The organism is Streptomyces sp. NPDC057694 (assembly GCF_042799415.1).
Classification (GTDB): domain Bacteria; phylum Actinomycetota; class Actinomycetes; order Streptomycetales; family Streptomycetaceae; genus Streptomyces.
In genome coordinates this window covers 1-25,484 of sequence record NZ_JBHVIX010000008.1, presented here as the reverse complement: position 1 = coordinate 25,484, position 25,484 = coordinate 1, and the positions used below count along the sequence as shown (strand labels likewise).

18 protein-coding genes are annotated in these 25,484 nt (G+C 71.5%); 9 read left to right on the top strand and 9 right to left on the bottom strand.

Annotated features, from left to right (window positions below):
* Nucleotides 1-89: 89 nt before the first annotated feature.
* Entirely contained in the window at nt 90-983 is an 894-nt protein-coding gene (locus tag ACFVDP_RS19405; RefSeq protein ID WP_383490995.1) for a hypothetical protein, read from the top strand.
* Nucleotides 984-1,035: 52 nt separating this feature from the next.
* Nucleotides 1,036-5,667 (top strand): hypothetical protein, encoded by a 4,632-nt coding sequence (locus tag ACFVDP_RS19400; protein ID WP_383490993.1) that lies wholly within the window; start codon nt 1,036-1,038, stop codon nt 5,665-5,667.
* A 94-nt stretch (nt 5,668-5,761) separates the two neighbouring features.
* Here the strand turns inward: ACFVDP_RS19400 and ACFVDP_RS19395 are convergent, their stop codons facing one another.
* Nucleotides 5,762-6,229, bottom strand: coding sequence for a hypothetical protein (locus tag ACFVDP_RS19395; RefSeq protein ID WP_383490991.1), 468 nt, complete (start codon nt 6,227-6,229; stop codon nt 5,762-5,764).
* A gap of 420 nt (nt 6,230-6,649) precedes the next feature.
* Here ACFVDP_RS19395 and ACFVDP_RS19390 point away from each other — a divergent pair, with 420 nt between their 5' ends.
* From ACFVDP_RS19390 to ACFVDP_RS19375, 4 genes are all read left to right on the top strand, one after another.
* Nucleotides 6,650-9,544 (top strand): nitrate- and nitrite sensing domain-containing protein, encoded by a 2,895-nt coding sequence (locus tag ACFVDP_RS19390; protein ID WP_383490989.1) that lies wholly within the window; start codon nt 6,650-6,652, stop codon nt 9,542-9,544.
* Nucleotides 9,541-9,978 (top strand): roadblock/LC7 domain-containing protein, encoded by a 438-nt coding sequence (locus ACFVDP_RS19385; RefSeq protein WP_383490987.1) that lies wholly within the window; start codon nt 9,541-9,543, stop codon nt 9,976-9,978. Before ACFVDP_RS19390 ends, ACFVDP_RS19385 begins: the two co-directional genes overlap by 4 nt.
* Before the next feature lie 9 nt (nt 9,979-9,987).
* Nucleotides 9,988-10,392, top strand: a complete 405-nt coding sequence (locus ACFVDP_RS19380; protein WP_383490985.1) for a DUF742 domain-containing protein — start codon at nt 9,988-9,990, stop codon at nt 10,390-10,392.
* A 103-nt stretch (nt 10,393-10,495) separates the two neighbouring features.
* Nucleotides 10,496-11,101 (top strand): ATP/GTP-binding protein, encoded by a 606-nt coding sequence (locus ACFVDP_RS19375; protein WP_383490983.1) that lies wholly within the window; start codon nt 10,496-10,498, stop codon nt 11,099-11,101.
* Between the two features lie 121 nt (nt 11,102-11,222).
* Here ACFVDP_RS19375 and glpK read toward each other — a convergent pair whose 3' ends face one another.
* The 5 genes from glpK to ACFVDP_RS19350 form a co-directional block, all read right to left on the bottom strand.
* Nucleotides 11,223-12,740, bottom strand: a complete 1,518-nt coding sequence (gene glpK / locus ACFVDP_RS19370) for a glycerol kinase GlpK (RefSeq protein WP_383490981.1) — start codon at nt 12,738-12,740, stop codon at nt 11,223-11,225.
* Between the two features lie 88 nt (nt 12,741-12,828).
* Nucleotides 12,829-13,584, bottom strand: coding sequence for an MIP/aquaporin family protein (locus ACFVDP_RS19365; protein WP_383490979.1), 756 nt, complete (start codon nt 13,582-13,584; stop codon nt 12,829-12,831).
* Between the two features lie 449 nt (nt 13,585-14,033).
* Nucleotides 14,034-15,224, bottom strand: coding sequence for a lipid-transfer protein (locus ACFVDP_RS19360; protein WP_383490977.1), 1,191 nt, complete (start codon nt 15,222-15,224; stop codon nt 14,034-14,036).
* On the bottom strand, nt 15,221-15,658 hold the full coding sequence (locus tag ACFVDP_RS19355) for a Zn-ribbon domain-containing OB-fold protein (protein ID WP_383491485.1): 438 nt from the start codon (nt 15,656-15,658) through the stop codon (nt 15,221-15,223). Before ACFVDP_RS19355 ends, ACFVDP_RS19360 begins: the two co-directional genes overlap by 4 nt.
* 111 nt (nt 15,659-15,769) lie before the next feature.
* Nucleotides 15,770-16,579 carry a M15 family metallopeptidase gene (locus ACFVDP_RS19350; protein WP_383490975.1) on the bottom strand — a complete coding sequence of 270 codons (810 nt, stop codon included), beginning with the start codon at nt 16,577-16,579 and terminating at the stop codon, nt 15,770-15,772.
* Between the two features lie 71 nt (nt 16,580-16,650).
* Here ACFVDP_RS19350 and ACFVDP_RS19345 point away from each other — a divergent pair, with 71 nt between their 5' ends.
* Complete coding sequence (locus tag ACFVDP_RS19345; protein ID WP_383490973.1) at nt 16,651-17,187, top strand: NUDIX domain-containing protein; 537 nt, start codon at nt 16,651-16,653, stop codon at nt 17,185-17,187.
* Nucleotides 17,188-17,233: 46 nt separating this feature from the next.
* Here ACFVDP_RS19345 and ACFVDP_RS19340 read toward each other — a convergent pair whose 3' ends face one another.
* Nucleotides 17,234-19,597 (bottom strand): glycoside hydrolase family 31 protein, encoded by a 2,364-nt coding sequence (locus ACFVDP_RS19340; protein WP_383490971.1) that lies wholly within the window; start codon nt 19,595-19,597, stop codon nt 17,234-17,236.
* 214 nt (nt 19,598-19,811) lie between these two features.
* On the opposite strand from ACFVDP_RS19340, the gene ACFVDP_RS19335 reads away from it, so the two are divergent.
* Complete coding sequence (locus tag ACFVDP_RS19335) at nt 19,812-21,785, top strand: acetoacetate--CoA ligase (RefSeq protein WP_383490969.1); 1,974 nt, start codon at nt 19,812-19,814, stop codon at nt 21,783-21,785.
* Between the two features lie 79 nt (nt 21,786-21,864).
* Complete coding sequence (locus tag ACFVDP_RS19330) at nt 21,865-22,767, top strand: hypothetical protein (protein WP_383490967.1); 903 nt, start codon at nt 21,865-21,867, stop codon at nt 22,765-22,767.
* Between the two features lie 69 nt (nt 22,768-22,836).
* Here the strand turns inward: ACFVDP_RS19330 and ptsP are convergent, their stop codons facing one another.
* Together ptsP and ACFVDP_RS19320 are read right to left on the bottom strand one after the other, a co-directional pair.
* The gene (ptsP, locus tag ACFVDP_RS19325) at nt 22,837-24,507 is read right to left on the bottom strand and encodes a phosphoenolpyruvate--protein phosphotransferase (protein ID WP_383490965.1); all 1,671 of its coding nucleotides are present in this window, start codon (nt 24,505-24,507) and stop codon (nt 22,837-22,839) included.
* 75 nt (nt 24,508-24,582) lie between these two features.
* Nucleotides 24,583-25,032 carry a PTS glucose transporter subunit IIA gene (locus ACFVDP_RS19320; RefSeq protein ID WP_383490963.1) on the bottom strand — a complete coding sequence of 150 codons (450 nt, stop codon included), beginning with the start codon at nt 25,030-25,032 and terminating at the stop codon, nt 24,583-24,585.
* Nucleotides 25,033-25,484: the final 452 nt, after the last annotated feature.

Here is a 25,484-nt window from a genome sequence, read left to right as displayed (position 1 = left end):
CGCACGCACGGCCGGCGCCGGATGGACGGCTCGCGCCAGATGTACGGCTCGCGCCGGATGTACGTAGGAACGATCAAGGAGCCCCGCCCGTGACCGAGCACCCCGAAGAGCACGCCGAATGGGGCGAGCCCGAGGCGTCCGGCCCGGTCAAGGCCGCGGCCCCGATCACCCCGGCCGACGCAGCCGACGCCGCGCGGCTCGTCGCCTTCGGTCTCCAGCCCAAGCTCCAGCCCTCCCGCGACCAGGAGTACCAGGAGCTGCTGCGCCGCTACCGCGAGGACCCGGCGTTCGCGCGCCTCGCCGACGCCGTCGCCTCCGGGCTCGGGCTCGTCGTCCTGGAGGTGTCCCCGCGCGCGGGCATGGCCGTGACCGCCGCCGAGGACTCCGTGTTCGCGGTGCGGATGGGTGACTACGCGCGCCGGACCGCCGCCGACTCCACCGACCGCTTCCTGCACGGCCTCGCCCATCTCGCCGTCGCCGCGCTCGCCTTCCCGCGCCCCGAGGACCTCGCCGACGACGGCTACATCGGACGCGTGAGTGTCAACGGCGTGGACGCGTTCGTCCGGCAGGCCTGCCGCAAGCTGGAGGAGCGGGCCGAGGAGCAGGGCGAGAACACCGACCCGGCGACCGACGCCCCAGGACTGGAGGCCGCCTGGCGGATCTGGGCCCGGCGCAGCTCCACCGGCGCCACCAAGGACACCCGCCGCCTGGCCAATTCGACCACCGGCATCGTCGCCAAGGCCGTCGCTTTCCTCACCGACTCCGGATTCCTGCAGAGAACCGGCGACGACGGCGGCGGCACCTACCGCACCACGGCCCGCTACCAGCTCCAGGTCCGCGACATGGCGGGCACCGCCGCCATGGCCGAACTGCTCGACCTGGGCGTCGTGGCCGTCACGGACGGATCCGCGAGCCTGGCCCCGCCGATGGACGAGGACGCGGGCGACCTCGTCGCCGACGCGGGCCTGCCGTTCCACTCCTGATCGCGAACCTGCCGAATCTTCTGAACTTCCGTACCTACCACGAGAGTCCGCCATGTACGAGCTGTCCCGGGTTCGCCTCTACTCCATCGGGCCTGCCGGCGCGCGCTACGCCGACACCGTGCTCGACCTGCGGGGCGTCGGCGCGCCCGTGCCCGACCCCGCGCCCACCCAGGCGGAGTTCTTCGAGGACGAGCCCGTCGGCCCGCCGCGCCGCCCCGCGCCGGCCGGAGTGCTCTTCCTGGAGAACGGCGGCGGCAAGTCGGTCCTGCTCAAGCTGATCTTCTCGGTGATGCTGCCGGGCCACCGCAACACCCTCGGCGGCGCCAGCTCCGGCGTGCTGCGCAAGTTCCTGCTCGCCGACGACTGCGGACACGTCGCCCTGGAGTGGCAGCACACCCTCACCGGCGAATGCGTCGTCGTCGGCAAGGTCAGCGAATGGCGGGGCCGCCAGGTCTCCAACGACCCGCGGAAGTTCGCCGAGGCCTGGTACTCCTTCCGGCCCGGCCCCGGGATGAGCCTGGACGCCCTGCCGGTGGCGGAGTCCACCGCGGTACGACCCATCGTCGAGGGCGCCTCCAGCGCCCAGGGCCGCCGCCGCACCATGAAGGGCTTCCGCGACGCGCTCGTCGAGGCGGGCAAGGCCTACCCGCACCTCGAAGTGCACTGGGAAGAGATCCACGACCGGTGGAACGAACACCTGGGCGACCTCGGCCTCGACCCCGAACTCTTCCGCTACCAGCGCGAGATGAACGCGGACGAGGGCGAGGCCGCAGGACTCTTCGCCGTCAAGAAGGACTCCGACTTCACCGACCTGCTGCTGCGCGCCGTCACCGACACCCGGGACACCGACGGCCTCGCCGACCTGGTCGGCGGCTTCGGCAACAAGCTGGGCCGGCGCTCCGAGCTGATGGCCGAGCGCGACTTCACCGCCGGCTCCGTGGACCTGCTGACCCGGATCGTGGAGGCGGCCGACACGCGGGCACGCGCGCGGGACATCCACGCAGGCGCAGAGCGCCGTACGCGCACCCTGGCCCGGCGCCTCTCCGCCCGCGCCGCCGTCGAGCGCGGCCGCACCGGCGACCTCGCCCAGCAGGTCACCGCCGCCGCGCACACCGTCACCGAGGCCGAGTCCGCGCGTGAGCGCAGCGCCCTGATCTCCGCCGAACTCGCCTACCGGCACGCCTCGCTGGCGCTCGCCGGGGCCGAGAAGGCCGCCGCCGCGCAGAAGCGCGAGCTGGCCGACGCCCGTACGCTGCACTCCGCCTGGCAGGCCGCCGAGGCCGTCCTGCGCCACCGCGCCGCGGCCGACCGCTCCGCACGCGTGGCCGTCGCCATCCGCGAGGCCGAGCGGGACGCGGCCCCCGCGCTCGCCGCCCGCGCCAAGGCGGCCTTCGATCTCGTCCGGGCCCTGCACAGCGCCGCCGAGCGCGCGGAGAGCCACGCGAACGAGGAGGAGGAGCGTTCCGCCGTCCTCCAGGAAGCCGGCGAGACCGCGCACCGGGACGCGACCGCCGCCGCCACCGACGCCCAGCGCGCCCGCAGCGAGCTCGGCCACCTGCGCCAGCGGCTCAGCGAGGTCGAGCAGGAGACCGCCGAGGCCGTCCGGGCCGGCTGGCTCGACGACAGCGCGCCCGACGCCGACCCGGCCCGCGCCGCGCTCGCCGCCGCCGACGCAGAGAAGACCACCGTCGCCGCCTGGGACACCGCCCGGGAGGCCGCCCGCCGCGCCTCCGAGCAGGCCAGGGAAACCGCCTCCACCGAGGCTCGCGCCGAGCTGACCGCGGCCCGCGCCGCCGACGCCGCGAGCGCCGCCGAGAGCGCCCACCAGGCCGAGGACCGGGCCGCCGCGTCCCTCGCCGCCGAGGAGCGACTGGCCGAACTGCTGGGGGTCAACGGGCCGTTGCAGGCCCCCGAGGGCGGGCGGACCCCCGCCGGGGCAGCCGACGCGCCCCTCACCACCGACGACCTCGACCGCGCCGCCGACGACCTCAAGACCCTCCTCGACGACTCCGTGGCCTCCGCGGAGCGACAGCTGTTCGACCTGCGCACCGCCGCGGCCGACGACTCCCGCATCCTGGGCGCCCTCGGCGACGGCGGCCTGCTGCCGCCGGGCCCGGACGTCCTCGCCACCGTCGAGTTCCTCGGCGAGCACGGCATCCCGGCCCTGCCCGGCTGGCGCTACCTCGCCCAGTCCGTCGACCCGGCCGACCACGCGCGCGTGCTCGCCGCCCGGCCCGAGCTGGTCGACGGCGTCATCATCACCGACCCGAACTCCCACATCCGGGCCAGGGAGGCCCTCGCCGGCGCCGCGCTGCTGCCGCGGTCCGCCGTCGCCGTCGGCACCGCCGCCGCCCTCCTCGCCCCGACCCCGGCGGAGAACGCCTCCGACGAGGGCGTCTTTCTCGTCCCGCCGAACCCGGCCATGCACGACGAGCACGCCGCCGACGAGGAGCGGCAGGCACTGCGCGAGCGGGCCGCCCGCCGCGACGAGGACATCCGCGCCCTCGCCGGACGCCTCGCCAAGGACCGCGAGCTGGCCGCCCGGCTCGGCTCCTGGCGCTCCGGCTGCCCGGCCGGATACCTCACCGAACTGGCCGACGTCGCACGGGAAGCCCGGGCGTTCGCCGAGGAGGCCGAGGCCGAACTCGCCGAGGCCCGCACCGCGCGCGCCGAGGCCGACGAGATCGCCGCCGAAGCCACCCGGGTCCGTGACGAGCGGCAGGAAGCCGCGCAGAAGGCCCGCCGCGCCGCCGACGCGCTCGCCGGACTCGCCTACCGGCTGCGCGAGCGCGCCGCCTGGCAGGCCAAGGTCCGTGAACTCGCCGACGAGGCCGTCGAGTTCGAGGCCCGCGCCCAGACCCGTCTGGAAGGGGCCCGCGCCGCGGACGAGGACCGGCGCGCCGCCCAGCGCTCCGCCGACGACGCCCACCGCACCGCCCGCACGCTGCGCGCCGAGCGCGCCGAGATCGCCGGAGCCCCCGACGACGTACCCGAGGGGGAGGCCCCCAAAACGTCGCTGCCCGCCCTGCGCGAGGCCTACCGGGCCGCGTCCCAGGTGTACGAGAAGGTCGGCGTCGGCGCCGATCTGCGGGCCGAGCAGGCGCGAGCCGAGAGCGACGAGAGCGCCGCACTCGCCGACCTGAACCGGCTCACCAACAAGGTGCGCACCCGCGCCGCCGCCCTCCTGGAGTCACCTGAGGGCGCCGACGGCCCGTCCCGGCAGGCCGCCGCGGCCCGCGCCGACGAGCACGTACAGCTCCTGGAGACCCGCGCCTCCACCGGGAGCGAGCAGCTCGGACGGCTGCGCGGCGAGGCGGAGCGGCACGCGCCCGAGGACGGCACCGCGCACACCGAACTGCCCGACGAGCAGGTCCCGGCCGACGCCGAGCAGGCCCAGTCGCTGCTGCGCACCGCCACGACCGAACTGGCCGTGCGCACCGACGCCCTGGCGACCGCCCGCGCCGCCCACACCGAACTCCTCGACGCGCACCGCACCGCGGAGGACGGGGCCGGCGGCTTCGACGAGACGGCGGCGCTCCTGCGCGACCTGCTCCGCGACCACACCGCCGACACCGACGAGCAGGACGAGCCCGAGCCCTACCCGGGCAGCCTGGAGGAGGCCCGCACCGCCACCGGCGAGACCCGGCGCTCCCTGCGCGGCTGCGCCACCGACCTGTCCGGCGCCGAGGCCGCGGTCCGCGAGGCGAGCGACATCCTCGTACGGCACGCGAACGCCACGCGGTACGAGGCCGTGCGCACCCCCGCCCGTCAGCAGATCCGGGAGCTGCCCGCCGCCGCGCTGCCGGAGCACGCGCAGAAGTGGGCCGACGCGTTCGCCCCCCGGCTGCGTGTCCTCACCGACGAGCTGGCCCAGCTTGAGCGGAACCGGGACTCGATCGTCGACCGGCTGCGCGGACTCGTCGAGTCGTCGCTCGCCACCCTGCGCTCGGCCCAGCGGCTGTCCCGGCTGCCGGAAGGACTCGGCGAGTGGTCCGGTCAGGAGTTCCTGCGGATCCGCTTCGAGGAGCCCGACCAGGCCACCCTCACCGAGCGCCTCGGCGAGGTCATCGACGAAGCGACCCGCGCCGCCGTCAAGAAGAACTCCGACCTGCGCCGCGACGGCATGTCCCTGCTGCTGCGCGGAGTCAGCGCCGCCCTGCAGCCCAAGGGCGTCGCCGTGGAGATCCTCAAGCCGGACGCCGTGCTGCGTGCCGAGCGTGTCCCCGTCGGTCAGATGGGCGACGTGTTCTCCGGCGGTCAGTTGCTCACCGCCGCCATCGCCCTGTACTGCACGATGGCCGCACTGCGCTCGAACGACCGGGGCCGCGACAAGCACCGCCACGCGGGCACGCTGTTCCTCGACAACCCGATCGGCCGCGCCAACGCCACGTACCTCCTGGAGCTCCAGCGTGCCGTCTCCGACGCGCTGGGCGTCCAACTCCTCTACACCACCGGCCTGTTCGACACGACGGCGCTCGCCGAGTTCCCCCTCGTGATCCGGCTGCGCAATGACGCGGACCTCCGGGCGGGGCTGAAGTACATCAGCGTGGAGGAGCACCTGCGTCCGGGCCTGCCGCAGCAGGATCCGGAGGGGGAGACGGTGCACGGCGAGATCACGGCCACCCGGATGTTCAAGCGCCCTGAACTGAAGCCGCAGCCGCAGTCTCAGCCTTCACCGAGCTGACCAAGGACGGAGCTGCCCGGCGGGGCAGGCGGCCGTCGGCATGGGCGGCCGGTGGGGCAGGCGGGGAAGGTGCCCCCTGCCCCCCGATGACGCCTCACGTATGCGTCAGCTGCCCGGTCCCGCCGTGCGTCCGTATGTTCTTCGTGCCCCGCCCGCCGGAGCGTGCCGCGCGGCGGGCCTGGCGGCGCTCTCTTCGCAGCCGTCGGGCCGTGCTGGCCGGGACCGACACCACGCCGTTGCGCTGGTTCCACACCTGGCGCGTCACCCAGACGTCCAGGACTCCCCAGGTCGCCACCACCGTGCTGCCCACGCTGCTGAGCACCATGGGGAAGGCCAGCCAGGAGTCCGCGAGTGTGCACAGGGTCGCGACCATCGCCTGGATCAGGGTGAGCGAGGCTATGAGCGCCGCCCGTACCGCCGCCGTCCGCACAGGGTCGGGCATCCGGCGTCGCTTCGCCGGCTCCTCGACCCACAGTTCGCGCTGCCCCGCCGTACTCATCACTGCATCACTCCCCGCCGCTCCCGGGCCTCGGTCCTGATGCCCCCGCATCGGCCTGCACATTGACTGCCCGGTTTGATCACCTTTACGCCGCGTGTGCCGCGCGCCCGGCTCCCTGCGCATGCCCCCGTCCCGCCCTGTGATGTACGACGAACGGCACGGTCCGAAGATTCCCGATCCCGAACCGAAAGATCCCAGAACCTCGCCACCGCCCCACCGGCTCCGCCGAGTTCCGGCGGCAGGCGAAAAATTCAGGCCAACTCTGCGCGAAGCGGGGCCGATTGTGATCGCTCTAGATTGATTGAATCCCGGGCCGCAATCTCACCCAATGACAGGACAACTACGGACGTCCGCACCAAAGACGTGTCGGACAGCATCCGGACAGGCCTTCGAGTTGGTCCTGTCTCAGTAGTAGGCTCGCGCCGCTTGTTGACGCACATGTGTGCCCCTGACCGACCGCAGGGGGCCGATCTGGGGGAGGCCATGCGCTTTCGCGGGAAGTCCATCCGCCGGAAGATCGTGGCGCTGCTGATGGTGCCGCTGCTGTCCCTGACAGCCATCTGGGCCTTCGCCTCAGTGATCACGGGACGCGCTGCGCTGGAGATGTTCTCGGCCGGCAAGGTCGCCGACGACATCGGCTACCCCCTGGCCGAGACCGGTCGCGTCCTTCAGGAGGAGCGCCGCCAGACACTCGTCTATCTCGCGGATCCCCGTGCCTCCGACGCCCAGTCCGCCCTGCGGGCCAAGCGCGGCGCCTCCGACGAGGCCATGGGCGAGATCAAGGAGAAGGCCCGCGACGCCGATCTCCGCGGCGAGATGGACGGCGGCACACGCGCGACCCTGGACACGGCCGTCGAGGGATTCGAGGGCATCGAATCCCTGCGCCGCAACGTCGACGAGGGAACCGTCACCCGCGGCCAGGCCCTCACCTTCTACAACCGCCTCATCGAACCGACACACGACTTCTTGCTCGGCGTCGTCTCCTTCGACGACGCCCAGGTGGAACGCGAGGGACGCGCCGTCGTCGGACTGGTCCAGGCGCGCGAACTGATGGCCCAGGAAGACGCGTTGGTCGGCTCCGGCCTCGTCGCCCGCCGGCTCACCCAGGACGAACTGCGCCAGGTCTCCGACCTCATCGCCCAGCGCACCCTCCTCTACGAGACCAACCTCGCCCTCCTCCCCGACGACGAACGCTCCCGCTTCCAGCGGTATTTGAGGAGCGCCGACACCGCCCCGCTGCGTACCGCCGAGAACGCCGTGGTGGACGGCAGGCCCGGCACACCGAAGGGCGTCACCGTCGAGAGCTGGGACAAGGCGTCCAGCCATGTGCTGCACACCCTGGAGAGCCGGAACACCCAGGCCGCCGAGCACTACGAGGAGCGGGCCAGGCCCGTCGCCGTCCAGGTCTTCGTCCGGGCCGGGATCGCCGGCGTACTCGGCCTGCTCGCGCTGCTGTACTCCGTCTTCTTGTCGCTCCGCATCGGCCGCGGTCTCGTGCGCGACCTGCGCCGCCTGCGTCTGGAGGCGCACGAGGCGTCCGGCGTGCGGCTGCCGAGCGTGATGCGCCGCCTCGCCGCGGGGGAGGAGGTCGACGTGGAGACCGAGGCGCCGCGCCTGTCGTACGACAAGGACGAGATCGGGCAGGTCGGCCAGGCCCTCAACACACTCCAGCGGTCCGCCGTCGAAGCCGCCGTGAAACAGGCCGAGCTGCGCCGCGGCGTCTCCGAGGTCTTCGTCAACCTCGCCCGCCGCAGCCAGGTACTGCTGCACAAGCAGCTCAGCCTCCTCGACGCCATGGAGCGCAGGACCGAGGACACCGACGAGCTCGCCGATCTCTTCCGCCTCGACCACCTCACGACGCGCATGCGCCGGCACGCGGAAGGACTGGTGATCCTCTCCGGTGCCGCCCCGTCCCGGCAGTGGCGCAAGCCCGTCCAGCTGATGGACATCGTGCGCGCCGCCGTCGCCGAGGTGGAGGACTACGAGCGGATCGAGGTACGCCGGCTGCCGCGGATCGCGGTGACCGGGCCCGCCGTCGCCGACCTCACCCACCTGGTGGCCGAACTCCTGGAGAACGCCACGGTGTTCTCGCCCCCGCACACCGCGGTGCAGGTACTCGGCGAGAGCGTCGCCAACGGCTTCACCCTGGAGATCCACGACCGCGGCCTCGGCATGGCCGCCGACGCACTGCTCGACGCCAACCTGCGGCTCGCCGAGACCCCCGAGTTCGAACTCTCCGACACCGACCGGCTCGGCCTGTTCGTGGTCAGCCGGCTCGCCCAGCGACAGAACGTACGGGTATCCCTCCAGCCGTCCCCCTACGGCGGCACCACCGCTGTCGTCTTCATCCCGGACTCCCTGCTCACGGAGGCGACGGACACCGAAGGCGCCGGGTTCCGCCTGGACCGGCCCGAGGCGGTGCGCCGCACACCGGCCGCTCAGCGCGGCCGGAGCCTCACCGCCTCCGAAGGTCTGCCGGGCCTGCCGCCGTCGCTGCTCGACGGCCCGGTGGAGCTGGAGGCGCCGCTGGCCACCTCCGACATGACCCCGTTCCCCGGGGCTCTGGGCGACGACGACAGCGAGCGCGGCGCCCTCTTCCGCCCCCGCCGCCCCGTGGCCGGCACCCCCGGCGAACAGCACCAGCAGGCCGACGAGGCCGACCGCGACAGCGTCTTCGGCCCGCGCCGGGGCAGTGACGGCGACCACGACAAGGCCCCTGGCGGCCTCGTGCCGCTGCCCCGCCGGCGCACCCCCAAGCTGGTCAGCTCGCACGGCAGGCCCGTCACCCACACCCGGCCGGGGGAGAACGACCGTACGGGCGCCGGGGCCGGTGAACGGCACGACCGGAACGGCGAGAACCGGCTGCGCGACACCGGTACGCCACCGCCGCCGGCCGACCTGCCCGGGCGACGCGCCCGCGCCACCGAGCCCGCCGCCGCCCCGGCCCCGCTGTCTCCGACCGCCCCCGCCGCCCCGGGTGGTCTGCCCCGTCGCGTACGGCAGGCGAGTCTGGCCCCGCAGTTGAAGGACGGACCCGACCTGCGCGGCGACCGGGCCACAGACCCGGACGAGACGGCCTCCGCGGAACCTGCAGAGCGGGACGCCGACGAGGTACGCAGCCGGATGGCCTCTCTCCAGAGCGGCTGGCGACGCGGCCGCGAGGAGAACGCCGAGGACGACGGAACCGTCACGGGCGGCGGAACCGTCACGGACGACCGAACCGCCACGAGCGACGGAACCGCCGCCACCGGCCGAACGGCCTCGGGTGACGAGACCACCACGACTGACCACAACGCCGTCGGCGACCAGCACGCCACAAGCGACGAGAGCGCCGACGGCACAGCACAGGGAACGACATCTGAGGGGGACGGTCGATGACCGCACCGAAGGCCAGCGCGCACACCAGCCCCGGGGGTTCGGGTGAGCTGAACTGGCTTCTGGACGATCTGGTGGAACGCGTAGCCAGTATTCGCAAGGCGCTCGTGCTCTCCGGGGACGGACTGCCGACCGGGGTCTCCCAGGACCTCACCCGCGAGGACAGCGAGCACCTCGCCGCCGTCGCCTCCGGCTTCCACAGCCTCGCCAAGGGCGTGGGCCGGCACTTCGACGCGGGCGGCGTCCGGCAGACGGTGGTCGAACTCGACGACGCCTTCCTCTTCGTCACCGCGGCGGGCGACGGCAGTTGCCTCGCCGTTCTGTCGGACGCGGACTCCGATGTCGGCCTCGTGGCCTACGAGATGACCTTGCTGGTCAAGCGCGTGGGCGCACATCTGGCGACGGCGCCGCGCACGGATCCACCCGCCGGAGGGTAGTGGGCTGGCATGAGCGCAGACGGTCAGGGGACGCAGGAGACGCACCACTGGTTCGACGACGACGCCGGGCCTGTCGTGCGTCCGTACGCCATGACACGCGGCCGCACCACCAGTGCGGGTCAGCACCGTCTCGACCTGATCGCGGTCGTCGTCGCGCAAGCCCGCGGCGGCGACCCGGTGGCCGACCAGACACTGTCACCGGAACACGTCGACATCGTCGAACTGTGCCGTGACAGCCCGCAGTCGGTGGCGGAACTCGCCGCGGAGCTCGATCTGCCCATCGGGGTCGTCCGCGTCCTGATAGGCGATCTCGTCGACGACGAGCTGGTCCATGTGACCCGCCCGGTCCCACCGGCGGAACTGCCCGACGAAAGCATTCTGCGCGATGTGATCGACGGCTTGAGAGCCCTGTGAACATCCCGGTGAACAGCCCCATGTGAACAGCCATGTGAACACCCCTGCGGCCGACCGACCGTACGCAGCACGATCAGAACCTGTGAGTCAGGAGAGACAACCCATGATCTTCGGGCGTTCCGAGCGCGGCAGGGGCCCCGTCGAGCCCGTCACGCTCAAGATCCTGGTGGCCGGCGGGTTCGGCGTGGGCAAGACGACGCTCGTCGGCGCGGTCAGCGAGATCCGGCCGCTGCGCACGGAGGAACTGCTCAGCGAGGCGGGCCGCCCGGTGGACGACACCCAGGGCGTCGAGGGCAAGCACACCACCACGGTGGCCATGGACTTCGGCAGGATCACCGTTCGCGAGAACCTGGTCCTGTACCTCTTCGGCACACCGGGCCAGGACCGCTTCTGGTTCCTGTGGGACGAGCTCGCGACCGGCGCGCTGGGGGCCGTCGTCCTCGCCGACACCCGACGGCTCGAGGACTGCTTCGCCGCCATCGACTACTTCGAACGGCGGGACATCCCGTTCGTCGTCGGCGTCAACTGCTTCGAGGGCGCGTCCCGTTACCCGATCGACATGGTGCGCCAGGCCCTCGACCTCGACCCCGCCGTACCGGTGGTGCTGTGCGACGCGCGCGAGAAGGACTCCGTGAAGAACGTGCTCATCCGCGTGGTCGAGCACGCCGCGGCCGTGTCCGCGCAGCGCCGCGAGCCGGCCGTCACCTGATTCGTCACGCAGGGGCACGCGCGCGTAGCGAGGTGTTTCGCCACTACGCGCGCGTGCCTATGTGCGTCTCTTGTGCGTCTACTGGGCCACGGGCCAGTGGCCCAGAAGACGGTGTCGGGGCCTACTCACCGTCCTCGTGCCAGCCGAGGCTCTTCTCCACCGCCTTGTGCCAGTTGTGGTACTCGCGATCCCTGGTCCGCGCGTCCATCGACGGCGTCCACTCGACGTCGCGCTGCCAGTGCGCCTTCAGCTCGTCCAGGTCGTTCCAGACTCCCGTCGCGAGCCCGGCCGCGTAGGCGGCGCCCAGGCACGTCGTCTCCGACACCTTGGGCCGGATCACCGGCACGTCGAGCACATCCGCCTGGTGCTGCATCAGCAGGTTGTTCTTCGTCATGCCGCCGTCGACCTTCAGGGTCGTGATCCGCACCCCGGAGTCCTGGTACATCGCGTCGACGACCTCGCGGGTCTGCCAGCTCGTCGCCTCCAGCACGGCCCGCGCGAGATGCGCCTTGGTGACGTACCTGGTCAGGCCCGTGACCACACCGCGCGCGTCGGAGCGCCAGTACGGCGCGAACAGGCCGGAGAACGCGGGCACGATGTACGCCCCGCCGTTGTCGTCCACACTCGCGGCCAGCGTCTCGATCTCGTCGGCGGTCTTGATGATGCCGAGCTGGTCGCGGAACCACTGGACGAGCGCCCCGGTGATCGCGATCGACCCTTCGAGGCAGTACACCGGCGCCTCGGAGCCGATCTTGTACCCCATGGTGGTGAGCAGCCCGTTCTTCGAGGGAACGGGCCGGTTGCCGGTGTTGAGCAGCAGGAAGCTGCCCGTGCCGTACGTGTTCTTCGCCGTGCCCGTGTCGTAGCAGGCCTGCCCGAACACGGCGGCCTGCTGGTCACCCAGCGCCGAGGCCACCGGCACACCGGACAGCTGCCCGACCGCCGTGCCGTATACCTCGGCCGACGAACGGATCTCCGGAAGGACCGCCTCGGGTATCCGCATCGCCGAGAGGATCGAGGCGTCCCACTGAAGGGTCTCCAGGTTCATCAGCATGGTGCGCCCGGCGTTGGTCACATCGGTGACGTGCACACCGCCGTCGGTGCCGCCGGTCAGGTTCCAGATCAGCCACGAGTCGATCGTCCCGAAGGCGATCTCGCCGCGTTCGGCGCGCGCCCGCAGCCCCGGCACGCTGTCCAGCAGCCAGGCGGCCTTGGGCCCGGAGAAGTAGCTCGCGAGCGGCAGACCGGTCTGCTCGCGGAACCGGTCCTGCCCGTCGGTGCCGCCCAGTTCGTTGCAGAGCGCCGAGGTCCGCGTGTCCTGCCACACGATGGCGTTGTGCACCGGTTTCCCGGTCGCGCGGTCCCAAAGGACTGTGGTCTCCCGCTGGTTGGTGATGCCGAGGGCGCTGAGCTGGTCGGGGCGCAGGCCCGCCTTGGCGATCGCGCCGGCCACGACCGCCTGGACCTTGGACCAGATCTCCGTGGCGTCGTGCTCCACCCAGCCGGGCTTGGGGAAGATCTGGCGGTGTTCGCGCTGGTCGACGGCGACGATCTCGCCGTCGTGGTTGAAGATGATGCAACGGCTCGATGTGGTGCCCTGATCGATCGCGGCTACGTACTTCACGGAAGTCTCGGGCATGGCTACCCCTTCGTGAGAAGACGGTCGTACGTGGATCGGGTCTCTGAACGCCGCGGAAGCGGGGCCGGAACGATTCCGCGGCCGCGCTTCAGAACGCTGCGTTGTAGATGACCCCCGCCAGCGCGCCGCCGATCAGCGGCCCGACGACCGGGACGAGGGCGTAACCCCAGTCGGAGGTGCCCTTGTTGGGGATGGGGAGGAACTGGTGCACGATGCGCGGGCCGAGGTCACGCGCGGGGTTGATGGCGTACCCCGTCGGTCCGCCGAGCGACAGACCGATGCCGACCACCAGCAGCGACACGATCAGCGCCGTCGTCCCCGACTCGCCCAGGCCCTTGGTGAGCCCGAACGCCAGAATGGGCAGCACGAGCGCGATCGTCGCGATGACCTCGGTGAGCAGGTTCGCGACCGGATTACGGATCTCGGGGATCGTGGAGAAGATCCCGAGCGTCGGCAGCGGGCCGTCGTCGTCGGCCGCCGTGCTCTCGGCGCCGGAACCCACGTTGGCGTTGAACTGCGCGAGATACACCAGGTAGGCGAGGACGGCGCCCAGCATGGCGCCGACCATCTGGCCGCACAGATAGACCCAGACCTGGTCCCAGTCGCCGGTGTCAATGGCGATGCCGAGGGTGACGGCGGGATTGAGATGGCCGCCCGACAGGGGAGCCGCCGTGTACGCGCCGGCCAGCACGCCGAACCCCCAGCCGAACGCGATGACGATCCAACCCGAGGCTCTTGCCTTGGAGTGTTTCAGGGTGACGGCGGCGCAGACGCCCGCGCCGAACAGGATCAGAATGGCGGTGCCGATGACCTCACCGACGAAGATGTCTCCGTTGCTGTGCATAGCGGCTCCTAGCCCCTCGCCCGGGGCAGGGCGCCCGGGTCCTGCGCACAGGGGTGTCTCCCCTGGCTGGTTCTGGCTACTTCGGCCGAGACCAGGGAAGATCCGTGCCCTGCCCGGCGTCCGTGACGAGCGTGCCCGCACAGCCGGAACCGCGCGTGGGGGAGCGGCCCTGACCTGCCACAACCGGGCAGGAAACGCCTCGGGGACAGGGAGCGGCCCCGGGGCGTCAGAGGTGGGCCGTCATGCGGCGATGCCGACTGACACCCGGAAGTGTTCACCGGCCGTACTGGAGCGTCAAGGTCGCCGACCGCAACGGTTAACCGGGGGCAATCACTCCCTCAAGTGCCGTCTCCCGAACGCCGTTCGGCGGCACTCCGCTGAAGTGCGCGAAGCGCCTTGTCGGCCCGTCTGGGTGTACGCGCTGTTCACGCAGCGCACCCTTCCGCCGCTCAGCGCACCGCCACGACCGACGAACCGTGTCCGAAGAGCCCTTGGTTGGCCGTGATCCCGACCCGGGCTCCGGCCACCTGCCGTGCCCCGGCCGTGCCCCGCAACTGCCAGGTCAGCTCGCACACCTGGGCGATGGCCTGAGCCGGCACCGCTTCCCCGAAGGACGCCAGCCCACCGCTGACGTTCACGGGTATGCGGCCGCCGGGCGCCGTCGCCCCCTCGCGCAACAGCTTGGCCGCCGCCCCTTCGGCGCACAGCCCGAGATCCTCGTACCACTGCAACTCCAGTGCGGTGGACAGGTCGTAGACCTCGGCGAGCGACAACTCCTCGGGTCCGATGCCGGCCTCCTCATAGGCGGCGCGGGCGATGGAGGACCGGAAGGAGGGGCCGTCCGGCTCAGCCCCCGCGGCCGAGTCCGTGGCGATGTCCGGCAGATCCAGCACGGTGTTCGGATAGGTGGGCGTCACGGTGGACACGGCCCGGATCCGTACGGGATCGGTGACTCCGTGCCGCCGCGCGAACTCCATGCTGGACAGCACCAGCGACGCGCCGCCGTCCGACGTGGCGCAGATGTCCAGAAGCCGCAGCGGATCGGCGACGACGGCGGAGGCGGCCACCTCGTCGGCCGACACGGGCTTGCGGTAGCGGGCCAGCGGATTGAGCGCCCCACAGGCCGCGTTCTTCACCTTGACCTGGGCGAAGTCCTCCAGCGTGTCACCGTGCACGGCCATCCGACGGCGTGCGTACAGGCCGAAGTACGTCGGATTGGTGGCGCCGAGCACGCGGAACCGCAGCCAGTCGGGATCGTCCGGCCGATCACCCCCGGCCGGGCGGAAGAACCCCTTGGGCGCGGCATCGGCGCCGACAACGAGCACGACGTCCGCGAGCCCCGCGAGGATCTGCGCCCGCGCCGTGGCGATGGCCTGCGCCCCCGAGGCGCACGCCGCGTACACGCTGGTCACGCGGGCGCCCTGCCAGCCCAAAGCCTTCGCGAACGTAGCCCCCGCGACATACCCCGGATACCCGCCGCGCACCGTGTCGGCGCCGACCACCGACTGGACCTCCCGCCAGCCGATCCCCGCGTCGGCGAGCGCCGCCCGCGCCGCCGCCGTCCCGTACTCGACGAAGCTGCGCCCCCACTTGCCCCAGGGATGCATGCCCGCGCCGAGCACCGCCACGTCCCCCGTCATGCCGTCACCCCCGCCGGCCGCCAGTGCCATGTCGTCCAGGCCGTACCGCTCGCCTCGTCCCCGTCCTCGCTGAGCAGCCCCGGTACGACCTCCACCTCCATGCCGATCTCCAGATCGGCCACGGACACCCCGGGAACCCCCTGCCCGAGCACCACCAATCGCTCAGCGGCGAGCTCCACAGCGATCAACGTGTACGGCTCCCAGGGAAGTTCCCGGTCCGAGGCGTACGGGTGCGGCGGTCGGTAGCGCGCGTCGGTGTACGACCAGATCCGTCCGCGCCGCGACAGCGGCACCTCGACCAGGTCGCCGCCCGCGCACCCGGGATTGCGGCAGGCCCCGTTCTCCCGAGGGAAGTACACGGACGCACAGGCCGAACAGCGCGTCCCCAACAGGCGGAAGTCCTCACCGTCACCGGTGAACCAACCGGCCACCACCGGTGTGCGCGTACGCGTCACGAACCCTCCCGACACCGAATCTGACGGAACGTCAGAAGTGTGCCACGGGCGACCGCCCGCCGTCAGGGGTCCCGCAGAACCGCGGGCGGATCAGTGCCCGGTCAGCGACCTCCGCGAGAGGGGAAAGTCGAAGTACGTGTCCGGGAACAGCTCGGGCTTGTAGGTGAAGTGCCACCACTCCTCGGGCAGGTTGACGAAACCCTGACCCGAGAGCGCGTTCCGCAGCAGGTCACGATTGGTTCGCTGCACTCCCTCGATGCGGGGATCGTCGGTGTGCGCCAGTGTGTCGAAGCAGTCGAACCCTGTCCCCATGTCCACGGAGTTGTCGGGGAAGCGGTCCTTCTGCGGCCCGTAGCAGGCCTTGAGCGGCTCGCCCGGCAGATACGGACGGGTGGGCAGGACCGGCAGCTTCACGACCGTCAGATCGACGGTGGAGCCACGGCTGTGGCCGGACTTCTCGGCGATGTACCCGTCCGCGAACAGCCGCGTCTTGTCCACCTGCGGATAGAACTCCGCCTTCATTTGCTCGGCGTCGAGGTCCTCGGCCCACCGCACGAAGTGGTCGACGGCCCGCTGCGGCCGGTAACAGTCGTAGACCTTCAGGGAGTAGCCCCGCTTCAGAAGCCCGGCCTGCGCCTTGTGGAGTGCCTCGGCGGCCGGTCTCGTCAGGATGCACATCGGCTTCTTGTAGCCGTCGATCGGCTCACCCACGAAGTTGTGCGCCGTGAAGTAGCGGATCTCCTGCACGATCGTCGGATCGACGTCATGGAGCGCCACGAACTCCTTGGGCGCCTTGGGATCGGGAGTCGCCTGCGCGACCGAGGGGGCGGCGGCCGTACCGAGCAGCGCGGCAGCCGTGAGGGCAACGAGTTTCCGCAGAGCGGCGGCAGTTCGAGTCATGGCCCTGCGTCTATCAGGCGGCAGGCCCACAGGGGAAGACCGAACCCCGGTGATCGGATACAGTCCGCGCCGTGCCCGCATCAACCCACCCCACGGTCAACCCCGTTCCGGATTCGCACTGTTCGAGCTGCGGAGCCGCCTACGGGACCGGCGTACGCGGCTGGCCGCGCACCTGCCCCGCCTGCGACTCCGTCGCCTATCGCAACCCGCTGCCCGTGGCGATCGCGCTGCAGCCCGTGTACGACACGACCGGCACCGCCCTCGTCGTGATCACCCGCACCATCCTGCCCGCGCGCGGCGAGGTCGCCCTGCCCGGCGGCTTCATCGACGACCGGGAGGACTGGCGGCACGCCGTCGTCCGCGAACTGAGGGAAGAGACGGGAATCGACGCGGCAACCCGCGACGTGCGCCTCATGGACGCCATGAGCGCCCCGGACGGCCATCTCCTCCTCTTCGGCCTGCTGCCCGAACGCCCGGTCGCCCAGCTGCCCACGAGCGCCCCCACGGACGAGACCGACGGATGGCACCTCCTGCGCCGCCCGGCCGAACTCGCCTTCCCGCTGCACACGGTGGCGGCCCGGGCGTGGTTCGAAGGCCGCTACATGTAACCGGTCCCCGGAGCGGCCGCACCGCTGAAGGCAGACGGGCCGGCTGTCACAGGCCCCGCACCCGCACCGGGTGCGGAGGCTGCCCACCACCCTCGGCGTCGCGCTCGACGACGACCCGCTCCCCGCTGCGGTGCACCCGGTAACGCTCGACCTCCGGCTCCTCCCAGCCCTCCCCGGCGTCCGCGACGACGTAACCGCCGCCCGTGCGTCCGGGCGCCGGAGCCCAGACCTCCAGGGCGATCCCCCCGCCGTCGCCGCGCACCGGAACCACGTCGCCCGCGCGCGCGAGGACCGGAATCCGCGACAGAGGGGCGCTCACCGACACCCGCCCCGGACCGTCGAACACCTCACCGGTCACCGTGTCGTACCACCGCCCCTGCGGCAGAAGGACGTCCCTGCGCCTGACCCCGGGCCCCCACACCGGAGCGACCAGCAAGGAGTCACCCAACAAGAACGCGTCCTCACAGTCCCGCAGCGCCCGGTCCTCCGGCGCCGCCCACCACAAAGGACGCACGTACGGAGCACCGGTGCGCCGGGCGAAGTGAGCGAGCGTCATGAAGTAGGGCAGCAGGCGTCGGCGTTCATGCAGCGCCACGCGCGCGTGCCCGAGCACGTCGTCGAACGGCCACGGCTCGCGCCGGCCCGCGCGCAGCGCCGAATGCGTGCGCAAGAGCGGCAGATAGGCGCCCAGCTGGATCCGGCGCAGGAACAGCTCGGGGGACGGCTCCCCGTCGCAGCCGCCCACATCCGGACCCGCGTACGGCACCCCGCACAGACCGAGCCCGACGACGAGCGAGAGCGAGGCCCGCAGACCGGGCCAGCCGGTCGCGACCCCACCGGACCAGCTCCCTCCGTAGCGCTGCATCCCGGCCCAGCCCGAACGCGAGCACACGAAGGGCCGCTCCCGTGAATGCAGTTCACGCAACCCTTCGTAACCCGCCCGCGCCATGCACAGCCCATAGACGTTGTGCACCTCCCGGTGGTCGGCCCCGCGGCCGTCGAGATCGTGCCGGGCCGACAGCGGTAGCGAACGGTCCCCGAACGCCGCGAAGGACAGCGGCTCGCTCACGTCGTGCAAGAACCCCGACGAGCCCTGGGCGAGCCGCGCCTCGTACAGCCCGCCCCACCACTTCCGCACCCGCTCGGCGGTGAAATCCGGGTACACCGACTCACCGCCCGGAACGACGCCCCGCACCGCTCTGCCCGCCGTGTCGCGCACGAAGGCGTCGATCGCGCGTCCGCTGTCGTACACGGCGTCGCCCCGCCGCGGACCGACCCCGGGACCGACGACGGACACCAGACGCACCCCGTCGGCGAGCAACTCGTCCGCCAGCCGGCGCAAGGAGCGAGGCGGATCGTCACGGAGTTCCGGACCCTGCCGCGCCCTGTGGTGATCGATGTCCAGATGCACCGCGTCCAGGGGCAACCCGTGCTCTTTATGGGTGGCCACCACACGGCGCACCTCCCCTTCAGCACCGGACTCGTCACCGAAACCCCGGACGGCGTGCTGGTGCCCCAGCGCCCAGGAAGGCGGCACCGCGGCGCCACCGGTCAGCTGCGTCCACCCCTGCGCCACACGCGACGGAGTGCCCACCACGGCCCAGCACCGCAACGGCCCGCCACGCATCCGCAGTTCGCAGGATCCGGCGCTGTCGTGCCCCGACCCGTCCCCCTCACGCCCCTCGCGGAGGGCGACCGTGCCGTCCCACGACGTGTCGTGGAACACCAGGTGCGTCCCCGCGTCGGCGACCACCAACTGCACCGGCATGGTGATGGACAGCGGATCGTCCCCCGGACCGAACGCACTGTGCGAAGCCGTGTTCCACATCCGGTACTTGCCGTCGCGCAGCCGCGGCCCCGAAGGACGTGCCCCGAGACCGAAGAACCGCGCGTCCGCGGCGACCTCCGACCGCTGCGCCCAGCGCGCCTCGCCACCGCCATCGAGCTCCCACCAGCGCGGCGGCAGATCGCGGCGCAGCAGCACACCGCCCGGAGTGCACAACTCGACGGCACCGTGCCGGGACACCGTCACCGTCGCGCGCTCGGCGACCACCCGCCACCCGCCGTCCTTGTCCGGCTCCAGCGTCACGCGGGAGTCCGGTTCGGGACACACCCCGGCCAGTGCGTACGAGGGCTCAGGGTCGGCCCCGTCCCACCCCCAGAAGACGGCCCCGTTCACCGTGACCAGGATCCGCAGCACGGAGCGGGCGAAAAGCACCCGACCACCACCGGGCGCCGGTTCCACCCCGACCACACGCCCCGGCACCCGAGCCCGTGCCTGCCCCTGCTCCGGCAACCCCGCCGAGTCCGCCCGGCGATGCCGCCACGAGGCACGCACAACCCGCAGTCCCTGGGCGGCGCCCACCTGAGAAACCGCTTTCAGCGAGCGCACCAGGTCACGACCGTTCATGCTGCTCACCCTGCCACTGACTGCCCCGCGCGCGTGCCGCGTTCAACTGCCGTTCACCAGTGGCGCCGGCACATCTTCGCGACACGGACTATGTGGCGGACGCCCTGGTGCCGAAGTCGATCACGTGGCATCGTCCCTGTCAGCCGCGTCACGCGCACACCCCAGCCCGTGCGCGCCAAGAACGCTCACGCCGCGTACTTCCGGGAGCCGCCCCATGGACACTGCGAACCCCTCGCCGCTCTGGCAGCCCGATCGGGAACAGATCGCCGAAGCGCAGATCACCCGCTTCCAGACCTGGGCGGCCGAACACCACGGAGCACCCGCCGAAGGCGGCTACGAGGCGCTGCACCGCTGGTCGGTGACCGAACTCGAGACGTTCTGGAAAGCCGTCACCGACTGGTTCGACGTGCGCTTCACCCACCCCTACGCGCGCGTACTGGGCAGCCGCTCCATGCCGGGCGCCGAGTGGTTCCCCGGCGCCACCCTCAACTACGCCGAACACGCACTGCGCGCGGCGGAGGACCCCGCACGGGCCGACACCGCCGCCATCCTCCACGTGGACGAGACGCAGGAGCCCCGCCCCGTCACCTGGACGGAGCTGCGCCGCCAGGTCGGCTCACTGGCCGCGGAACTGCGCACCCTCGGCGTCCGCCCCGGCGACCGCGTCAGCGGCTACCTGCCCAACATCCCCGAAGCGGTCGTCGCCCTGCTCGCCACCGCCGCCGTCGGCGCCGTATGGACCTCCTGCGCCCCCGACTTCGGCGCCCGCAGCGTCCTGGACCGCTTCCAGCAGGTCGAGCCGGTCGTCCTGTTCACCGTCGACGGATACCGCTACGGCGGCAAGGAGCACGACCGACGCGACACCGTCGCCGAACTCCGCTCCGCACTGCCCTCCCTGCGCGCAGTGGTCCACATCCCCCTGCTCGGCACCGAGGCCCCCGAGGACGCCCTCGAATGGGCCGCCCTCACGTCGAACGACGTGGCGCCCGTCTTTGAAGAGGTGCCGTTCGACCACCCCCTGTGGGTGCTGTACTCCTCGGGCACGACCGGCCTCCCGAAGGCCATCGTCCAGTCGCAGGGCGGCATCCTCGTCGAGCACCTCAAGCAGCTCGGCCTGCACTGCGACCTGGGCCCCGACGACCGGTTCTTCTGGTACACGTCCACGGGCTGGATGATGTGGAACTTCCTGGTCTCCGGACTGCTCACCGGCACCACGATCGTCACCTACGACGGCAGCCCCGGCTACCCGGACACCGGTGCCCAGTGGGCCATCGCCGAACGCACCGGCGCGACGCTCTTCGGCACCTCCGCCGCCTACGTCATGGCCTGCCGCAAGGCGGGCGTGCACCCCTCGCGCGACCATGACCTGTCCCGCGTCACCTGCGTGGCGACCACAGGCTCGCCCCTCCCGCCCGACGGCTTCCGCTGGCTCCACGACGAGGTCCGGCACGACCTCTGGATCGCTTCGGTCAGCGGCGGCACCGACGTCTGCTCCTGCTTCGCCGGAGCCGTCGCCACCCTCCCGGTCCACATCGGTGAACTCCAGGCTCCCGCCCTCGGCACGGACGTCCAGGCATGGGACCCGCAGGGCAATCCCCTCATCGACGAAGTGGGCGAACTCGTCGTCACCAACCCCATGCCGTCCATGCCGATCCGTTTCTGGAACGACCCGGACGGCAGCCGCTACCACGACAGCTACTTCGACACCTATCCCGGCGTCTGGCGCCACGGCGACTGGATCACCCTCACCTCGCGGGGCTCCGTCGTCATCCACGGCCGCTCCGACTCCACACTCAACCGCCAAGGCGTCCGGATGGGATCGGCCGACATCTACGAGGCCGTGGAGCGACTCCCCGAGATCCGCGAGTCCCTCGTCATCGGCCTCGAACAGCCCGACGGCGGCTACTGGATGCCACTCTTCGTGCACCTCGCGCCCGGCGCGGTCCTCGACGACGACCTCCGCTCCCGCATCAAGCAGGTCATCCGCGAACAGCTCTCACCCCGTCACGTCCCCGACGAGATCATCGAAGCCCCCGGCGTCCCCCACACCCTCACCGGCAAGCGCATCGAGGTACCGGTGAAGCGCCTCCTCCAGGGAACCCCCCTGGAAAAGGCGGTGAACCCGGGCTCCATCGACAACCTCGACCTGCTCAAGTTCTACGAGGACATCGCCCGCAAGCGCGCCTGACCACCGCCGGATCCGAGGTCACTGTCAGTGGCCACGATTACTCTGAGTGAGCATTGATCGAGTACGCTCAGGGGGAATCATGGCGAACACACAGCACGGCAGGACCACCACCTCGCGGCACATCCTGCGCCGCGAGGTGGCCGGAACCATCGGCCTGTTGGCGGACGAGCAGGACTTCACGGCGATGCGGCGCTACCGCAGCTTCACCTTCGAGGACCACCAGACCTATCTGCGGCAGGTGGAAGGGCTGCTCAAATCCCTGGCCTCGTCCGGCAGCCACACCAGCGTCGCGCTCTTCGACCCGGACGAGTACGCGGACTTCTGCGCGGAGACCGGCATCGAACCGGACACCGCCACGAGCCGCGGCCGATTCACCGCGGAGCTCGCCTCCATCGGCCCGGCCCTTCCGTACGAGGGACAGCCACTGGCCGATCTCGTCCCCGACCTCGTCGAGGCGGCGGTCCGCCAGGCGACCTGGACGTACGCGTCGTCCGTCCTCGCCCGCCTGGGTCCCTGCGCGGTGTGTCACCAGGACATCGGCAGGATCGCCTTCGCGCGTGCCTCCTATCTCGTCGCCCGCGTACTCGACACGATCGGCGAGGGCATCCACCATCTGGTGTGCAGCGCCTCCACAGGCCGAGAACCGCTCCAGGCGGTGCTCCACGTGGATGCCACCACGCCGGACACCGTCCAGCTCGACGAGACCACGACGATGGAGCTGACCACCGTGCTCGCCCTGGCCATCGCCACGGGCAGCGCGTGCGCCCTCGTCCTGCGGACCAGCAGGACGGGGGAGAGGGACCATGTGTTCGGCTGGCAGGTGAAGGAGGAGAGCCTGCGACAGCTCACAGCGGCACAGGTCTTCGACGCCTACTGCATCGACGCCTACTCCGGAGACCTGCTCGCGCCGGAGCCCGACGTCGACTACTGCACGGCACCGGAGGTGAACACCACCGGCCCGGAGGGCAGGCATCGGCACTGACCCGACGGAACAGCGTGAAGGGCGCCCCACCAAAGGTGGAGCGCCCTTCACGGAACCGCAGTCCGGCTACTACTCGCCGGACAGCACGGCCTGAGCGGCGTTGCGCGCCTCGTCGGCGGAGTCCGCGGCACGCGCCGCGGCGGCCGCACGCTCGCACTGGGCCAGCGTGTACTTGCCGAGCGTCGCGCGCACATACGGAATCGACGCGGCACCCATGGACAGGGAGGTGACCCCCAGACCGGTCAGCACACAGGCGAGCAGCGGGTCGGACGCGGCTTCACCGCACACACCGCAGCTCTTGCCCTCGGCCTTGGCCGCCTCGGCCGACAGCGCGACCAGGTCGAGCAGCGCGGGCTGCCACGGGTCCTGAAGACGCGACACGGCACCGACCTGACGGTCGGCCGCGAACGTGTACTGCGCGAGGTCGTTGGTGCCGAGCGACAGGAACTCGACTTCTTGCAGCACGGAACGGGCCCGCAGCGCGGCGGACGGGATCTCCACCATCGCGCCGAACTTGGCCTGCAGTCCGGCCTCACGACAGGCGTCGGCGAACGCCTTGGCGTCGGCACGGTCGGCCACCATCGGGGCCATGACCTCAAGGTGTACGGGCAGCCCGTCGGAAGCCTTCGCCAGCGCGGTCAGCTGCGTCCGCAGCACCTCCGGGTGGTCGAGCAGCGACCGCAGCCCTCGCACGCCCAGCGCGGGGTTGGGCTCGTCGGCGGGGGTCAGGAAGTCCAGCGGCTTGTCAGCGCCGGCGTCCAGAACACGTACGACGACACGTCCTTCGGGGAACGCCTCGAGTACCTTGCGGTACGCCTCGACCTGCTTCTCCTCGGTCGGAGCGTGCGCGCTGTCGTCGAGGAACAGGAACTCGGTGCGGAAGAGACCGACCCCCTCGGCGCCCGCCTCGACGGCCGCCGGCACGTCCGCAGGACCGCCGATGTTCGCGAGCAGCGGCACCTTGTGCCCGTCCGAGGTGGCACCGGGACCGGTCGAAGCCGACAGCGCGGCCTTGCGCTCGGCGGCCGAGGCCTCGAGCGCGGCCCGCTTCTCGGCGCTCGGGTCGACGAAGATCTCGCCCGTGCTGCCGTCCACGGCGACGACGGTGCCCTCGGCGAGCTCCCCGGCACCTGGCAGCGCCACAATGGCGGGCACCCCGAGAGCACGCGCCAGGATGGCGCTGTGACTGGTCGGTCCGCCCTCCTCAGTGACGAAGCCGAGCACGAGCGTCGGGTCCAGCAGCGCGGTGTCCGCAGGAGCCAGGTCGCGGGCGATGAGGACGTAGGGCTCGTCGCTGTCCGGCACACCCGGCATCGGAACACCGAGCAACCGCGCGACGATACGGTTCCGCACGTCGTCGAGGTCGGCCACGCGACCGGCCATGTACTCACCGGCGCCGGCCAGCAGCTCGCGATAGTGCGAGAAGGCGTCGTAGATCCCGCGCTCGGCCGTACTGCCGACCGTGATGCGCCGGTCGACATCGGCGATCAGCTCGGGGTCCTGAGCGATCATCGCCTGAGCCTCGAGCACCGCCTGTGCCTCACCGCCGGCCAGATTGCCGCGCGCAATCAGGTCGGCCGCGACAGCTTCGACGGCCTGACGGGCGCGCCCCTGCTCGCGCTCCGCGTCCTCCGCCGCAATCTGCTTGGCCGGCGGTTCGAGCACCGCCGTCCCCATGTGCCGAACCTCGCCGATCGCCACACCGTGGCTCACGCCGACGCCTCGCAGCGTTGTCTCCATCTCACCCGTCTCCGATAGTGCGGCGGCCGAGCCGCCGCGATGGTTGTCCTGCCGGCCGTCAATGACGGCGCACTGTTACTTCCAGCCGAACAGTGCCGCGCCCGCCGTGAGGTCGCCGGACTCGACGACGTCGGAGAGCGACTCGGCGGTGGCCTCGAGCGCGACGACGGGGCAGACCGGCGACTTGCCGGCGGCCTCGACGGCGGCCGGGTCCCAGCGCACCACGGCCTGGCCGCGCGTCACGGTGTCGCCCTTGTTCACGAGCAGCTCGAAGCCCTCGCCGTTGAGCTGCACGGTGTCGATACCCAGGTGCGTCAGCACACCGTGTCCTTCTTCGTCCACGACGACGAAGGCGTGCGGGTGCAGGGAAACGACGATGCCGCTGACGGGAGCGACGGCCTCGGAAGGCTCACGCACAGGGTCGATGGCGGTGCCGGGCCCGACCATCGCGCCGGAGAAGACCGGGTCAGGAACGGCAGAGAGCCCAATGGCGCGTCCTGCAAGCGGGGACGTCACATCGGTCATGGCAAGCCTCCCAGGGGTGGAGATTGATGGTCGTCGTCACTGCCTGTCCTGGACGACGTACCGTTTCGAAGCGTAAGTCATAAAAAGTCCCGGTTCCGCACGAGAGGTACCGGTTGGCTGACGTAGAGCACCCCGCAAACGATTTGCACCGCGCGCAGCGCCCCATGTACTGTCGTACCTCCGCCCGGGAGCACGAGGTACCGACAAGTACCCCGCTCCTGTGGCCTCTAAGAGTCGAACCCTACATCTGGTCTAGACCTGTGCACTCACGGGTGTGGTCAGAAGGGCGAAAAAAGACTGCTAGAGTTCGGGTCGCCGGAAAGGAAATCGCGAAAGCGGTCCTGGAAAGCGAAGCAAGACCCCGAGGAAATCGGCCGGTGAAACGGTCTGATAGAGTCGGAAACACGAAATACCGAAGGGAAGCGCCCGGAGGAAAGCCCGAGAGGGTGAGT